The following is a 14,453-nucleotide window of genomic DNA, read 5'->3' on the forward strand; positions in this document are numbered from 1 at the left end:
ACAAAAATGAAGCTGCCGCTTCACGATTTATTAATCGTTAAAGCGACAGCCCCTTGTTCACATATTCTTCTTTTTATAGAAGAATCGTGATCGTCAATCCTTTTCCGTTTTTATTTTCTGCGGTAATTTTACCTTTATGCGCCTGTACGATTGCTTTTGCAACTGACAGGCCAATACCAGATCCACCTGTACCTGAATTTCTTTTTTATCTGTAATATTGTCTACCGTCCAGTCCAACAAGAATGAGCTCCACTCCCTCAATGATCATAAAGCCTCCTACAAGCACACCCATGGAAAGGATCGTGATCATCGGCCGAAAGATCAGAAGGATTCCAACGAACAGACCAAGGATATTCAGAATCAGTGAAATCGTATAATAAGTCATTCCATAATGCATCTTCATATACTGCAGATGAGAAAGTCTGGAAATACAATGCGCAATAATCCAGATTGGAAGAATCATTGCAAGCGCCCAGTTTCCTGCTTCCGGATGTGCCGTGAGCATAAATCCGGCCATCACACTCAGGATTCCTGTGACAAGTGAAACGATCGGTCCAAACCCGGTAAAGTGTTCCATTTTGACATACAGAACAATATCCCCAATTCCGCTTAAGATTGCAAGCACACCACACAGAATCACGATCCAGGTAAGTACCCCTACCGGCTGACGCATGATCACAACACCAAATATGATCAGAATGATACCCACGATTAATTCAAACCATCCAATATCAGATCGTCTGTTCATCTGCATCCGCCTCCTTCTTCTCAGCTCCTGATTCTATTTTCGTTTCTGTATTTGTCTCATTTTTTGCCTCACCATTCAGGATTGCCATAAATTCATCTCCTGTGATCGTCTCTTTTTCATAGAGATAATTGGATAACTCATCCAGTTTCTGACGGTTATCAAGAAGAATTTTTTTCGCTTTCTCATGCTCTCTCTTAACCAGTTCCACAACCTTACGGTCAATCTCATTCTGCGTATCCGCAGAGCATGCCAGGGATGCGTCACCGCCAAGATACTGATTTGTCACGGTTTCCATAGCCACCATATCAAAGTCATCACTCATACCATAGCGGGTGATCATGGCTCGGGCAATCTTGGTTGCCTGTTCAATATCATTGGATGCGCCGGTTGTTATCTCACCAAATACCACTTCCTCTGCAGCACGGCCACCGGTAAATGTTGCAATCTTATTTTCCAGTTCCTGCTTTGTCAGAAGATATTTGTCTCCCTGCTCTACCTGCATGGTATAACCAAGCGCACCAGAAGTTCTTGGAATGATCGTAATCTTCTGAACCGGTGCAGAATGTGTCTGCATTGCTGCTACAAGAGCGTGTCCAATCTCATGATATGCGACTACCTTTTTCTCCTGATCTGAAAGTACCGCATTTTTCTTCTGATATCCTGCAATAACAACTTCAATACTTTCTTCCAGATCTGCTTCTGTGACTACTTCACGATTATCACGAACAGCACGAAGAGCTGCCTCATTTACAATATTGGCAAGCTCTGCACCGGAAGCTCCTGAGGCCATTCTTGCGATCGTATGGAAATCCACATCGTCAGAAAGCTGAACTTTTTTTGCATGTACTTTAAGGATTGCTTCACGACCTTCAAGATCCGGAAGTTCTACAGGTACACGGCGGTCAAAACGGCCCGGACGGGTCAGTGCCGGGTCAAGAGATTCCGGACGGTTGGTTGCTGCCAGAATAATAACACCGTTATTTCCCTCAAAACCATCCATCTCAGTAAGCAGCTGGTTCAGAGTCTGCTCACGTTCATCGTTTCCACCTGCCATCTGTCCGTCTCGTTTCTTACCGATAGCATCGATCTCATCAATGAATACGATACAAGGTGCTTTTTCCTTTGCCTGTTTAAAGAGATCACGAACCTTGGAAGCACCCATACCAACAAACATTTCCACAAATTCAGAACCGGACATCGAGAAGAACGGTACATTGGATTCTCCGGCTACTGCTTTTGCCAGCATGGTTTTACCGGTACCTGGAGGGCCGACAAGCAGAACACCTTTCGGCATGGAAGCTCCCACCTTGGTGTATTTCTCCGGATTATGCAGATAATCAACGATTTCCTGCAGATTTTCTTTTGCTTCTTCTTCACCGGCTACATCACTGAAGCGGATACCTTCGGTTGACGGTACATAAACTTTGGCATTGCTTTTTCCCATTCCAAATGCCATGGAATTCTTACCGCCCATCTGATTCATCATTTTGCGGCTCAGGTACTGTCCCAGGGCGATAAAGATGATCAGAGGAAGTACTCCTGTCAGCAGAAAGCTTGCCACCGGTGACAGTTGCTGATCGATCTCTTTTGAGAATTTTGCACCAGCCTTGTAAAGACGTTCTGTCAAAGTCGGGTCTTCCATCACGCCTGTTTTATAGATGGTATTTTTATCATCTTTATCTGTAAAAAGGATCTGATTATCCTCAATCTGGACATCATCAATCTTTTTATCTTCGATCTTCGACATAAAAGTTCCATAATCGACTTCTTTGACCATTGTTTTTGTGAGCATCGGGGTTACAAGCACATTAAAAACAATTATGATCAGAAGCACGATTCCATAATAATAAAGTAACGGCTTCTTTGGCGATTTTACTTCTTTCATTCGTGTCTCCTCCGATTTTTCTTCTTTTTATATATTATAATTCCAGTTTCTGTCCTTTTGTATAGACAAAAAAAGAAAAGTGTTCGGTTTTTCCACACTTTTCCTTTTCTGTCCCAGATATTTTTCTTTTCCTGCGCGCCTTTTTCTATATAATGTAGGAAAAGTGAAAGAAGTGAGTCGCGTGATATTTCAATTCAGAACTTACGAAAACGGGCGTATCTTGTTTCGAGAAGCTCTTCCTCGGAAAGAGATGTATATTTTTGAAGGAAAGTACAGATTTTATCATTCAGGCGTTCAGCCACCTGCCACATACTTTCCGGTGTCAGATTCTCCGGTTCAGGAATCACCTGCTCAATGATTCCTTTCTCATACAGATCACCGGCGGTTAGCTTCATAACCCCAGCCGCCTCTTTCGCTTTAGTACTGTCCTTCCAGAGAATACTTGCAAATCCTTCCGGCGAAAGAATAGAATATATGGAATTCTCCAACATCCATACCTGATCACCTGCTGCCAGGACAAGTGCCCCACCGCTTCCACCTTCTCCTGTCACAATAGACAGAACCGGTGTTTTCAGTCCGGCAAGCTCCCAGAGATTACGGGCAATAGCCTCGCCCTGTCCTCGTTCCTCTGCCTCGATACCACAGAAAGCTCCCGGCGTATCCACAAAACAGATTACCGGACGATGAAACTTTTCTGCCTGCTTCATCAGGCGCAGCGCCTTGCGATATCCTTCCGGCATCGGCATGCCGAAATTGTGTGCAATGTTTTCTTTGGTGTTGGTTCCTTTTTCCTGCACGATAACAGTGACTGGTTTTCCATGAAATTTTGCGATTCCACCGATGATTGCCTTATCATCTCCGTAATTTCGGTCTCCATGAAATTCCATAAAATCCGTAAAAAGTGCTTCTATATAATCACTGCCGGATGGACGATCAATCTTGCGTGAGATCTGTACACGATCCCAGGCTGTGAGGTAAGGGTTGATGCCAGCTGGATTAGAATCTCCTCTATCCGAATCACACTTGTCATTTGTCAGATTTTCAGAATCTGATCCCGGATAATCCGCGTGATGTAATTCAGCTGCATCCGTTCTGATCCTGTTTTCTGTTTTCCAGGATACCGCATGTATCTCCAGGATCTTACCAAGTGTTTCCTTCAGATTCTCACGCCTTACAATATCATCTACAAAACCATGCTCAACCAGAAATTCTGCTCTCTGAAATCCTTTCGGCAGTTTCTGACGAAGAGTCTGCTCAATGACACGCGGACCTGCGAAACCGATCAGTGCACCTGGTTCCGCCAGAATGATATCCCCCAGCATCGCAAAACTTGCCGTCACGCCACCTGTCGTAGGTTCCGTCAAAACACTTACATAAAGCAGTCCGGCCTTGCTGTGACGTTCCAGCGCCGCGGAAGTTTTTGCCATCTGCATCAGAGATGTGATTCCTTCCTGCATTCTGGCACCACCAGAACAGGCAAAAATGATAATGGGAAGTTTTTCCTCCGTTGCACGTTCTACTGCTCTGGTGATTTTTTCGCCAACTGCCCAGCCCATGCTTGCCATCAGGAATCTTCCATCGCAGACTGCGATCACAGTATCTCTGCCATTTATTTTGCCTTTGCCTGTGACAACAGCCTCTTTGAGCCCGGTCTTCTCCTGAAGTGCCTGTACTTTTTCCGGATACCCTTTGTAATTTACAGGATTTCCACCGATCAGATCCTGATTCCATTCCTCAAAAGTTCCCTCATCGATCACCATCTGGATTCTGCGATATGCATGTACACGGAAATATCCTCCGCATTTCGGACAGATATAATATCCCTGTTTTACATCCTCTGCGATGATGGCAGCTCCGCACTTGTTACATTTACGAAGAAGTCCTTCCGGTACCTCCGGCCTGGAAGCACGGACCGCACTATGGCTCTGTATTCTGGAAACAATTCTTGTCTTTTTGAACATGTTATCCAACTTCATGATCGTTCACTCCTGTTAATACCAAAACTATACGTTACTGTTCACTCCGTTTACAGTAACACTTTATTTATCTGCTTCCATTCTTTCGATGAATTCTACATCTGTATTTCCTGACTGAAAATCCGGATGATCCAGGATTTCATACTGATAGTCTACATTGGTATCGATTCCCTCTATGATCACTTCACCAAGCGCACTCTGCATCTTACGGATTGCTTCGGTACGGTTCTTCGCCCACACGATCACCTTCGCGATCATGGAATCATAATACGGTGGGATCGTATATCCACTGTACACAGCGGAATCAATACGGATTCCTTTTCCTCCTGGAAAATACATGTCCGTGATCGTTCCTGGTGACGGACGAAAACCTTTGGATGGATTTTCTGCGTTGATCCGGCATTCAATCGCATGCCCTGTCAGCTGAATATCTTCCTGCTTACAGGATAGTGGAAGCCCGGATGCAATGCGGATCTGCTCTTTGACAAGATCCACACCTGTCACCCACTCCGTAACCGGATGCTCCACCTGAATTCGGGTATTCATTTCCATAAAATAAAATCTGCCTTCTTTATCAAGAAGGAATTCAATCGTTCCGGCATTTTCATACCCGGCTGCTTTTGCCGCTTTCACCGCTGCCTCTCCCATTCTGGCACGAAGTTCATCGGAGATCACCTCACATGGGGATTCCTCGATCATCTTCTGATGATTTCTCTGAATGGAACAATCACGTTCCCCCAGGTGAATTACATTACCGAATTTATCTGCCATGATCTGAAATTCAATATGTCTTGGATGACGTACAAAATGCTCCACGTACATCGTAGAATCGCCAAAAGCCATCTGCGTTTCTTTCTGTGCGGTACGGAAACTTTCTTCAAAATCTGCCGGTGTATCAGCAACTCGCATTCCCTTGCCGCCTCCACCAAGAGCAGCTTTGATGATGACCGGATAACCGATCGTTTCGGCTTCCTTCATTCCCTCTTCTACTGTATAGATTGGATTTTTGCCACCAGGAATGATCGGAACCCCTGCATTTGCCATTGTATTTTTTGCCGCCTGCTTGTTTCCAAGACTTGCGATCACAGTTGACGGCGGCCCGATAAATGTAATATTGCACTGTTCACAGAGTTCCGCAAAACGACTGTTTTCGGAAAGGAAACCAAATCCCGGATGAATTGCATCCGCACCTGTAACGATCGTTGCACTGATGATATTTTCCATGCTGAGATAGCTCTCGGATGACGGTGCCGGTCCGATGCAGACTGCCTCATCCGCAAGCTGAGTATGAAGTGCATCTCTGTCTGCCTCTGAATAAACAGCAACCGTCTCTATTCCCATTTCTCTGCATGCGCGGATGATCCGTACTGCAATCTCCCCTCGATTCGCAATCAGCACTTTTTTAATCATAGTGTGTCACCTATCCAATCATAAAAGTCAGTTCTGCATCAACTACCACTTTGCCGTCAACACTTGCAACTGCATGACCGACACCAACCGGTCCTTTGCATTTGATGATCGTTGTTTCCAGACGAAGTTTATCCCCCGGAACAACTTTTCCACGGAATCTGCAGTTCTTGATCCCGCCAAAGTATGCAATCTTGCCTTTGTTTTCTTCCAGGCTTAAGATTGCCACAGCGCCTGTCTGCGCAAGAGCTTCCACCATCAGGACACCCGGCATTACCGGTTCCTGTGGGAAATGTCCTTTAAAAAAGTCCTCACGGAAAGTCACGCATTTATAACCGACGGCAAATTTGCCCGGCTCATAATCCTCGATATAATCCACAAGAAGAAATGGATGTCTGTGAGGAAGAATCTGTTCAATTTCTTTTACCCCTAATTTATTCATAATCTATACTCCTACAATGGAAACTTCGTTTATCCACATTAATTTCTCTGTACATTCGAATGATCCACATTTTTTCAGGTTTATACCCTGAATTTATGCAATCCGGAACAACGGCTGTCCATACTCTACTGCCTGTCCGTTTTCCACATAAATTTCCGCAACTTTACCGTCAAAATCACTTTCAATCTCGTTCATCAGTTTCATTGCTTCCACGATGGCAAGCGTCTGACCTTTTTTGACCTGATCTCCAACAGAAACAAACGGATCTGCGTCCTCGGCAGGTGCTGCATAAAAAGTTCCCACAAGAGGAGATTTTATAAGCATACCCTCTGGTTCACCATCTGCAATATCTTTCTCCATCTTTGCTTCTGATTCCGTGATCTGTCCCAACGGCTGCACTGTTTGGAGTCCCATAACCGGTACATTTGAAGAAGTGCCAGAAACCACAACGGTTTCTTTTTTCTTCTTCAGTCGGATGCGGGTACCATTTTCTTCGTAATCAAAATCTGTCAGTTCAGAATCTGATACTGTTTTTATTAATGTAAGAAGATTTTCAAATTCCATAATTATCAACCCTCATATTTCTTTACAAGAAGTGTCGCATTGTGTCCGCCAAAGCCAAGAGAATTGCTCATTGCATAATGGATCTCTTTTTCTACCGGAGCACCGATCGCATAGTTCAGATCACACTCTTCGTCCGGATCTGTGGTTCCAACTGTCTGGTGGATAAATCCCTCTTCCAGAGATTTAACGCAGGTCACAAATTCCACTCCACCGGCTGCACCAAGAAGATGTCCGATCATGGATTTTGTAGAATTTACAACCAGATTTTTTGCCGCATCTCCAAATGCTTTGTGGATCGCTCTTGTCTCAAACAGGTCATTGTGATGCGTACTCGTTCCATGCGCGTTAATGTATTCTACCTCAGATGGCTGAACACCAGCTTCTTCCATTGCAAGTTCCATTGCTCTGGCTGCGCCTGCTCCGTCCTCAGCCGGAGAAGTGATGTGGAAAGCATCCGCTGTTGCACCGTAGCCAACCAGCTCAGCATAGATTCTTGCGCCTCTCGCCTTTGCATGCTCCAGTTCCTCAAGAACTACGATTCCGGCACCTTCACCGAGAACAAAACCGCTTCTTTCTTTATCAAAAGGAATGGATGCTCTTGCAGCATCTTCGGTCTTGGTCAGTGCAGTAAGTGCGGTAAAGCCAGCCACTCCTGTCGGACAGATGCAACTTTCGGTTCCACCTGCAAGCATAACCTCAGCGTCGCCATACTGGATCGCACGGAACGCATCTCCGATGCTGTGTGTTCCGGATGCACAGGCTGTCACAACATCTGTACATTTGCCGCGGAGTCCCAGCTGAATAGAAATATTTCCTGCAGCCATGTTGGAGATCATCATCGGAACCATCAGTGGATTTACTTTTCCAGGTCCCTTGGTGAGGATCTTTTCATAGTTGTTTTCTACCTGCGGAAGACTTCCGATACCAGAACCAACAATAACACCCACACGGAAAGAATCCTCTTTTTCCATATCAAGGCCAGCATCCTCAAAAGCTTCTTTTGCTGCTGTCACTGCATACTGGCAGAATGGATCCATACGTCTTGCGGCTCTCGGATCCATATGATCTTTTGCATTAAAATCCTTAACTTCTGCTGCGATCTTTACCTTGTAATCTGTTGTATCAAATTTTGTGATCGGTCCGATGCCGACTTTTCCTTCACGGATTCCTGCCCAGAAATCCTCAACATTATTTCCAATAGGAGTAACGGCGCCAAGTCCGGTTACAACTACTCTTCTCTTACTCATATGACCATTCCTCCATCAACCTGAATTACCTGTCCGGTAATGTATGCTGCATCGTCAGATGCCAGAAAAGCTACTGCTTTTGCAATGTCTTCCGGTCTGCCGAAATGTCCCAGCGGAATCTGCGCAGCAGATGCTTTTTTTACTTCTTCAGATAATACTGCTGTCATCTCTGTCTCAATAAATCCCGGTGCAACTGCATTGACCGTAACACCGCGGGATGCAAGTTCCCTTGCTGCACTTTTGGTCATACCAATGATTCCTGCTTTGGACGCTGCATAGTTTGCCTGTCCTGCATTTCCTGCAATTCCAACTACAGATGCCATGCTGATGATGCGTCCACTGCGCTGACGGAGCATCTGTCTGGAAACAAAGCGCATCATATTGAAAGTTCCTTTGAGGTTGACATCGATCACCTGATCAAAGTCTTCTTCTGACATTCCCATCAGAAGTCCGTCTTTTGTGATTCCGGCATTGTTTACCAGAATATCAATGCTTCCATGAGTTTTTACAATGTCCTTTACGGCACTTTCACAGGCTTTATAATCCGCAACATTCCACTGTCTGATCTCAGCCTCGCCGCCTTTTTCCTCAATCTCTTTCTGCACTTCTCGTGCCCGTTCCTCAGAACCGTTATAATTGATTACAACTGCTGCACCTCTGGAAGCAAGCTCCAGGGCAATGGCTCTTCCGATTCCTCTGGAAGCACCTGTTACAACAGCAACTTTCTTTTTATTCTGCTCTGCCACTTATTTCTCTCCTCTCGGCATCTGCTGTGACCAGATGTACCTTCATCCGGTCTTATCAAATTTTATTTCAATTCCTCACACACCTGAACTGCTTCTTCCCAGCTGCCAATGTGATAAGCTTTTACATTTTTATCAATCTTACGAAGGAAACCTGTCAGGGTTTTGCCCGGTCCGATCTCAACGAAGGTGTCCACACTTTCACGAAGCATGGTTTCCACACTCTGCTGCCAGTGGACAGATCCACTGACCTGATCCACCAGAAGTCCTTCGATTCTTCCACAATCTGTGATTACTTCTGCGTTAATGTTTGCCACATACGGAACCTTTAATGGATTCATACTGACTCCTGCAAAAACCTTCGCCAGTTCTTCTCCTGCAGGTCTCATCATCGGTGAATGGAATGGTCCGCTCACCTTAAGTGGAAGTACTCTTCTTGCTCCTGCTTCTTTTAAAGCAGTTCCTGCCTCAGCAACCGCAGCTGCCTCACCGGTGATAACGATCTGTCCCGGACAGTTGTAGTTTGCAATAGAAACGCCCTCTCGGCCATTTAAGACATTTTCGATCACTGACGCATCCATTCCAAGTACTGCAGACATTGCACCGCTTCCTTCCGGTGCTGCATGCTCCATAAAGATTCCTCTGGAACGCACTGTGCGGATTGCATCCAGATCACACATACCGCCTGCAACAGCAATCGCACAGTATTCACCAAGACTCAAACCTGCTGTCATATCCGCATGAAGTCCCATGGATTCAACAGCTCTTGTCATTGCCAGACAGGCAGTCACCATTGCAACCTGTGTATATTCTGTTTTATCCAGAAGATCATTTTCTTCAAAGCAAAGCTTCTTAAGGTCGAGATTCACTGCCTCAGATGCCTGGTCAAATATTGTCCTGGATAAAGGACTTTTCTCATAAAAGTCTTTTCCCATTCCAACTGCCTGCGCGCCCTGTCCCGGATAAATAAAAGCAATCTTACTCATTTACACTTACTCCATTCATCAGTCTGCATGCATCGAATACAGTAGATTTAATAATATCCTCACAGGAACGTTCTTCTTTGATCATGCCTGCGATCTGTCCTGCCATCAGACTGCCATTCTTAGCGTCACCATCCTGAACTGCTCTTCTGAGACTGCCAAGAGTCATCTTTTCCAGTTCCTCAAATGGTGCGCCCTCTTTTTCCATTTCCAGATATTTGCGCGCCATATCATTGCGAAGAACACGGATCGGATGTCCCGTACTTCTGCCTGTTACACGGCTGTCGATGTCTTTTGCTTTAAGAATACTGTTCTTATAATTTTCATGGATCACAGATTCCTTAGATGCTGCAAAAATAGTTCCCATCTGGATTCCTCTGGCTCCCAGCATAAATGCTGCTGCCATACCTCTGCCGTCTGCAATACCGCCCGCTGCGATCACCGGGATATTCACTGCATCAACAACCTGCGGGACCAGTACCATTGTGGTAAGCTCTCCAATATGTCCTCCGGCCTCAGTACCCTCGGCAACGACTGCATCTGCGCCGCAGCGCTCCATACGTTTTGCAAGTGCTACAGAAGCAATGACAGGAATGACCTTCACTCCGGCTGCTTTCCAGTCTGCCATGTATTTTTCCGGACTTCCTGCACCTGTTGTCACTACCTTGATGTCCTCTTCCAGGATTACCTTTGCAATCTTGTCTGCTTCCGGATTCATCAGCATGATGTTCACACCAAATGGTTTGTCAGTCAGCTTTTTTGTCTCGCGAATCTGTTCTCTTACCCACTCTGCCGGTGCACCACCTGCGGCAATTAGCCCAAGGCCACCCGCATTGGATACGGCTGCTGCCAGATGATAGTCTGCAACCCAGGCCATACCGCCCTGAATCACCGGATACTCAATTCCTAATAATTCTGTGATCTCTGTCTTCATAAATTTATGTCCTCTCGATCAGCCAGGTTGACGATTACGCCTGATGCTCTGTCAGATAGTTCATTACATCTGCAACTGTTGTGATCTGCTCAAGATCCTCGCTTGGGATTTCTACAGAAAATTCTTCCTCGAATGCCATTGCAAGCTCAAAGAGATCCAGGGAATCTGCATGAAGATCATCTTTAAAAGATGTCTCTGCTGTGATTGTTGCTGCGTCTGCTCCTAAGTTTTCTGCTGTAAGTTCGATAATTCTTTCTAACATTTTTGTTTTCTCCTTTTTCTGTTTTAATTAAATTTATATAATTTGGGTTTCAGATTTCACTTTTATGATGAAATTCTGTTCCCCTTTTTTCCAATGTTATATGGTCTCTATTCTTCTGTATCTATTTAATATTGAGATATCGGATATCTACGAATTGCTTCATCACTCCGTGATGTCCCACTCCAGCACGCTTGCGCCCCAGGACAATCCTGCTCCAAATCCTGCCAGAACCAGTTTCTGTCCTTTTTTCAGGACACCTTTTCGATTCAGTTCATTCAGCAAAATCGGGATACTCGCGGATGACGTATTTCCATAATCCTGAAGATTCATTGGAAATTTTCCAATATCCAGACGAAGTCGCCTTGCAACCGCATCTACGATTCGCGCGTTTGCCTGATGAAGAACAAACCAGTCGATATCCTCAAGGAAAAGCTCGTTTCGCTCAAGGACTTCCTGTATCACCTGCGGAACCTTGCGGACTGCAAACTGGAAAACATCCTTGCCATTCATGGTAATGTATTCTGTTTTTGTTTCTTTTGGATCCTGATCAATACTGCGTGCTCTTCCAAGCACTCCCGGTCCGGTCAGTGCCGGTCCGCCTCGTCCATCGGAATGTGAAACCGGCTGATAGCTTTTTCCTTCCTTCGCCTGAAGAAGAACCGCTCCGGCTCCATCTCCAAACAAGATGCAGGTTCCACGGTCAGTCCAGTCAACAATACGTGAAAGACTCTCGCTTCCAATGATCAGAATCGTACGGTAGATTCCAGATGCTATGTACGCCTGCGCTGTATTGTAAGCGAAAAGAAATCCACTGCATGCAGCATTGAGATCAAATCCAACGGCACCCAAAGCTCCAAGAGCCTCCTGTACCTGGCAGGCTGTACATGGAAAAACCCGGTCAGCTGAGCCGGTAGCCACCAGGATCATATCGATTTCTTCCGGTGAGATTCCGGCCTCTTCGACTGCCTGGCGACCGGCCTCAACAGCCATGGAAACAGTTGTTTCCTCTTCTGCTATATGACGCCGTTCCACACCTGTCCGCTCCCGGATCCACTCATCACTGGTCTCAACAAAACCAGCAATCTCGTCATTATCCATGACTCGCTTTGGAACACAGGCTCCCGTTCCCCGGATGACACCGGTTAAGGTCTGTTCTTTATTCATAATAATTGTTTCCTCATATTCCTGATTTGTTTTGGTTTTAGAATATTTTGATTATCAAAGTATATATCCAAAAAAATTTATTGTCAAGCATAAATTTGAGCTGAAGAGGTCATCTGACCTTTTCAGCTTTTGCTTTTTCTATCTTATCTTTCTCATTTGTACAAATCAGTCCAAACTCCAGAAACATGCTGAAGATATATGAGATTCCAAAAATCTGCCCGATTGATTTTGGTCCACGATATTCCGGAGGAAGAAGATATGCTGCTCCATTGATTTCTTTGAATTTCATCTCGGCGAGGACTTTGTGGAATGCCAGCATCACGGAGCTTCTGGTCAGGGTCTTGCTTGTCTCCTTACGTGAGATCAACAGTTCTCCACTGTAGTCTCCGTTTTTCTTATGCTTTACCGTGTAGGAGAATTCCAGACCGGAAAGCGTATAGAAAGCTTTTCCCTGGTATGCAAGCACCCCTGCCCAGAGAAGCCCCTCTAGCTCCTCCATATTCCTTTGCTCCACGATTGCCTGATGGAGTTCCTCAATGACTGCTGTATTTGCTGACATAACGCTCCGCCTCTTCCTTCTGAACTTTTTCTGCTTTTCTTCTGCTCTTTCTTTTAAACATACCCATACCAGCCATGATTGTCAACAGATGTCTTTTATATGTTTTTGTCAGAGTCGAATTACGCTTCCCTCTGTACCTTCCTCCTACAGCTGTCCTGGGGACTGCATTTGCAATTTTTCCCATTTGCAGATTATCCCTGCGCTATACTTGTGACCGCATTTCCTTTTTTTCGCATTTGTAGATTATCTCCTGCTCTATACTTGTGACCGCATTCGCAATTTTTCCCATTTGTAGATTATCTCTGCTCTATACTTGTGACTGCATTCGCAATTTTTTTCATTTGTAGATTATCTCCGCGCTATACTTGTGACCGCATTCACAATTTTTCCCATTTGTAGATTATCTTCTGCGCCACACCTCCCCTACGACTATGTATGGGGATGCTTACAGGCAGGATTAACCCATGTATGGACAATGAATACTCGCGAGGCTTGCGTCGCGAGATGCAGGCTAGTTTCCGCCACCAAGCCCACTGTCTGAGCGACAGCGAGTTTGGGCGACTGGCAGATAACAGACGCATGCAGCGAGTAGCAAACGCAGCGGTATTACAAGTCCATATACGGGATAAGCCTACCGTAACTCCCCACCACATCCATTCATATAATGCATATCTCCGCCCCTTTTTTTCATGCTTCCGCATCCCCCCAGGAGGCTTGTTTTCCCCCTCCATTTTGTTAAAATAAAGAGAACACAAAGAACTGTGTTATCTCCCAAATAAAGTGTATGACCTCCACATATTGATGCACATTCAATTCAACCCATAAAAAAAGTACTTCCAAATCCGCGGGAAGTACTTTTTTTATAATATTTTCAATTCATGTTCCTCATTCATAACCGCAAACTTAGTTCCAAGTGTTTCCGCCAGCTGCCTGTTATGCGTGATCGTAATCAGTGTTTTCCCTGCCTTATGAAAATCCTGCAAAAACTCTGTCAGCATATCCTGTGTTTTTTCATCCAAGCCGGCAAGCGGCTCATCAAGAATCAGCACCTCCGGATTCAGTGAAAGAATACAGGCAAGAGATACCTTTCGCTTCTCGCCGCCACTCAAATGATATGGCGGTCTTTCCCGAAGCTTCTCTATTCCAAACAATCTCAGACAATCTTCCGTCCGCTCATGGACTTCCAATTCTGACAGTCCCATCTGAACCGGTCCAAATGCAATTTCTTCCTCTACACTTCCACAAAACAACTGCGTATCCGCATTCTGAAACACATATCCCATCTGCTGATGGAACCATTTTGCAAGTTGTCTGTTCTTCAAAGTTTTTTCCGAAATCTCATGGTCCTTGTAAAAATAACTTCCTTCGGATGGAAATATAATTCCATTCAGCAATTTGATAAGTGTTGATTTTCCACATCCATTCGGTCCCTGAATGACCAAAGAATCACCCTTTTCAATATGAAGATCAATATATCTGAGCGCCACCTCATGCTCATAAGCGTAGCACACTTTTTGCAGATCGATCATATTTATCTCC

The 14,453-nt window shown here is 45.1% G+C and carries 15 protein-coding genes and 1 pseudogene; all 16 read right to left on the bottom strand.

Features of this window, described 5'->3' with window-relative positions; genetic code table 11:
- Positions 1–73: 73 nt before the first annotated feature.
- Positions 74–190 (bottom strand): annotated as a pseudogene (locus LI112_RS18550) (ATP-binding protein); the annotation flags it as partial.
- A 15-nt stretch (positions 191–205) separates the two neighbouring features.
- Positions 206–748 carry an HdeD family acid-resistance protein gene (locus LI112_RS13335; protein ID WP_227190869.1) on the bottom strand — a complete coding sequence of 181 codons (543 nt, stop codon included), beginning with the start codon at positions 746–748 and terminating at the stop codon, positions 206–208.
- Entirely contained in the window at positions 732–2,633 is a 1,902-nt protein-coding gene (gene ftsH / locus LI112_RS13340; protein ID WP_119200976.1) for an ATP-dependent zinc metalloprotease FtsH, read from the bottom strand. Before ftsH ends, LI112_RS13335 begins: the two co-directional genes overlap by 17 nt.
- A 194-nt stretch (positions 2,634–2,827) precedes the next feature.
- Complete coding sequence (locus LI112_RS13345) at positions 2,828–4,609, bottom strand: acetyl-CoA carboxylase carboxyltransferase subunit alpha (protein WP_227190870.1); 1,782 nt, start codon at positions 4,607–4,609, stop codon at positions 2,828–2,830.
- A gap of 63 nt (positions 4,610–4,672) precedes the next feature.
- Entirely contained in the window at positions 4,673–6,019 is a 1,347-nt protein-coding gene (locus tag LI112_RS13350; protein WP_005425236.1) for an acetyl-CoA carboxylase biotin carboxylase subunit, read from the bottom strand.
- 10 nt (positions 6,020–6,029) lie between these two features.
- A complete protein-coding gene (gene fabZ, locus LI112_RS13355; protein ID WP_005425235.1) occupies positions 6,030–6,458 on the bottom strand; it encodes a 3-hydroxyacyl-ACP dehydratase FabZ in 429 nt (142 codons plus the stop codon).
- Positions 6,459–6,551: 93 nt separating this feature from the next.
- Entirely contained in the window at positions 6,552–7,022 is a 471-nt protein-coding gene (gene accB / locus LI112_RS13360; RefSeq protein ID WP_022387843.1) for an acetyl-CoA carboxylase biotin carboxyl carrier protein, read from the bottom strand.
- Positions 7,023–7,027: 5 nt separating this feature from the next.
- The gene (fabF, locus tag LI112_RS13365) at positions 7,028–8,269 is read right to left on the bottom strand and encodes a beta-ketoacyl-ACP synthase II (RefSeq protein ID WP_117628845.1); all 1,242 of its coding nucleotides are present in this window, start codon (positions 8,267–8,269) and stop codon (positions 7,028–7,030) included.
- Positions 8,266–9,015, bottom strand: coding sequence for a 3-oxoacyl-[acyl-carrier-protein] reductase (gene fabG / locus LI112_RS13370; protein WP_227190871.1), 750 nt, complete (start codon positions 9,013–9,015; stop codon positions 8,266–8,268). The genes fabF and fabG overlap by 4 nt, the downstream gene beginning before the upstream one ends.
- 62 nt (positions 9,016–9,077) lie before the next feature.
- Positions 9,078–9,998: an ACP S-malonyltransferase gene (gene fabD / locus LI112_RS13375; RefSeq protein ID WP_227190872.1), complete on the bottom strand. Its 921-nt coding sequence runs from the start codon at positions 9,996–9,998 to the stop codon at positions 9,078–9,080.
- Positions 9,991–10,929: an enoyl-[acyl-carrier-protein] reductase FabK gene (fabK, locus tag LI112_RS13380; protein ID WP_117639275.1), complete on the bottom strand. Its 939-nt coding sequence runs from the start codon at positions 10,927–10,929 to the stop codon at positions 9,991–9,993. The genes fabD and fabK overlap by 8 nt, the downstream gene beginning before the upstream one ends.
- A gap of 34 nt (positions 10,930–10,963) precedes the next feature.
- Complete coding sequence (gene acpP / locus LI112_RS13385; protein ID WP_005425229.1) at positions 10,964–11,191, bottom strand: acyl carrier protein; 228 nt, start codon at positions 11,189–11,191, stop codon at positions 10,964–10,966.
- 162 nt (positions 11,192–11,353) lie between these two features.
- On the bottom strand, positions 11,354–12,355 hold the full coding sequence (locus tag LI112_RS13390) for a beta-ketoacyl-ACP synthase III (RefSeq protein ID WP_117639277.1): 1,002 nt from the start codon (positions 12,353–12,355) through the stop codon (positions 11,354–11,356).
- A gap of 109 nt (positions 12,356–12,464) precedes the next feature.
- Complete coding sequence (locus LI112_RS13395; protein ID WP_227190873.1) at positions 12,465–12,914, bottom strand: hypothetical protein; 450 nt, start codon at positions 12,912–12,914, stop codon at positions 12,465–12,467.
- Positions 12,889–13,098 (bottom strand): hypothetical protein, encoded by a 210-nt coding sequence (locus LI112_RS13400; RefSeq protein WP_227190874.1) that lies wholly within the window; start codon positions 13,096–13,098, stop codon positions 12,889–12,891. Before LI112_RS13400 ends, LI112_RS13395 begins: the two co-directional genes overlap by 26 nt.
- A 676-nt stretch (positions 13,099–13,774) precedes the next feature.
- Positions 13,775–14,443 (bottom strand): energy-coupling factor ABC transporter ATP-binding protein, encoded by a 669-nt coding sequence (locus LI112_RS13405; protein ID WP_227190875.1) that lies wholly within the window; start codon positions 14,441–14,443, stop codon positions 13,775–13,777.
- Positions 14,444–14,453 lie beyond the last annotated feature (10 nt).

This window comes from Blautia sp. 210820-DFI.6.14, from assembly GCF_020558815.1.
Lineage (GTDB): Bacteria > Bacillota > Clostridia > Lachnospirales > Lachnospiraceae > Blautia_A > Blautia_A obeum.

Coding starts and splice junctions, on each gene's coding strand:
- LI112_RS13335 (WP_227190869.1), bottom strand. CDS start 748: ATGAACAGACGATCTGATATTGGATGGTTTGAATTAATCGTGGGTATC.
- ftsH (WP_119200976.1), bottom strand. CDS start 2,633: ATGAAAGAAGTAAAATCGCCAAAGAAGCCGTTACTTTATTATTATGGA.
- LI112_RS13345 (WP_227190870.1), bottom strand. CDS start 4,609: ATGAAGTTGGATAACATGTTCAAAAAGACAAGAATTGTTTCCAGAATA.
- LI112_RS13350 (WP_005425236.1), bottom strand. CDS start 6,019: ATGATTAAAAAAGTGCTGATTGCGAATCGAGGGGAGATTGCAGTACGG.
- fabZ (WP_005425235.1), bottom strand. CDS start 6,458: ATGAATAAATTAGGGGTAAAAGAAATTGAACAGATTCTTCCTCACAGA.
- accB (WP_022387843.1), bottom strand. CDS start 7,022: ATGGAATTTGAAAATCTTCTTACATTAATAAAAACAGTATCAGATTCT.
- fabF (WP_117628845.1), bottom strand. CDS start 8,269: ATGAGTAAGAGAAGAGTAGTTGTAACCGGACTTGGCGCCGTTACTCCT.
- fabD (WP_227190872.1), bottom strand. CDS start 9,998: ATGAGTAAGATTGCTTTTATTTATCCGGGACAGGGCGCGCAGGCAGTT.
- fabK (WP_117639275.1), bottom strand. CDS start 10,929: ATGAAGACAGAGATCACAGAATTATTAGGAATTGAGTATCCGGTGATT.
- acpP (WP_005425229.1), bottom strand. CDS start 11,191: ATGTTAGAAAGAATTATCGAACTTACAGCAGAAAACTTAGGAGCAGAC.
- LI112_RS13390 (WP_117639277.1), bottom strand. CDS start 12,355: ATGAATAAAGAACAGACCTTAACCGGTGTCATCCGGGGAACGGGAGCC.
- LI112_RS13395 (WP_227190873.1), bottom strand. CDS start 12,914: ATGTCAGCAAATACAGCAGTCATTGAGGAACTCCATCAGGCAATCGTG.
- LI112_RS13400 (WP_227190874.1), bottom strand. CDS start 13,098: ATGGGAAAAATTGCAAATGCAGTCCCCAGGACAGCTGTAGGAGGAAGG.
- LI112_RS13405 (WP_227190875.1), bottom strand. CDS start 14,443: ATGATCGATCTGCAAAAAGTGTGCTACGCTTATGAGCATGAGGTGGCG.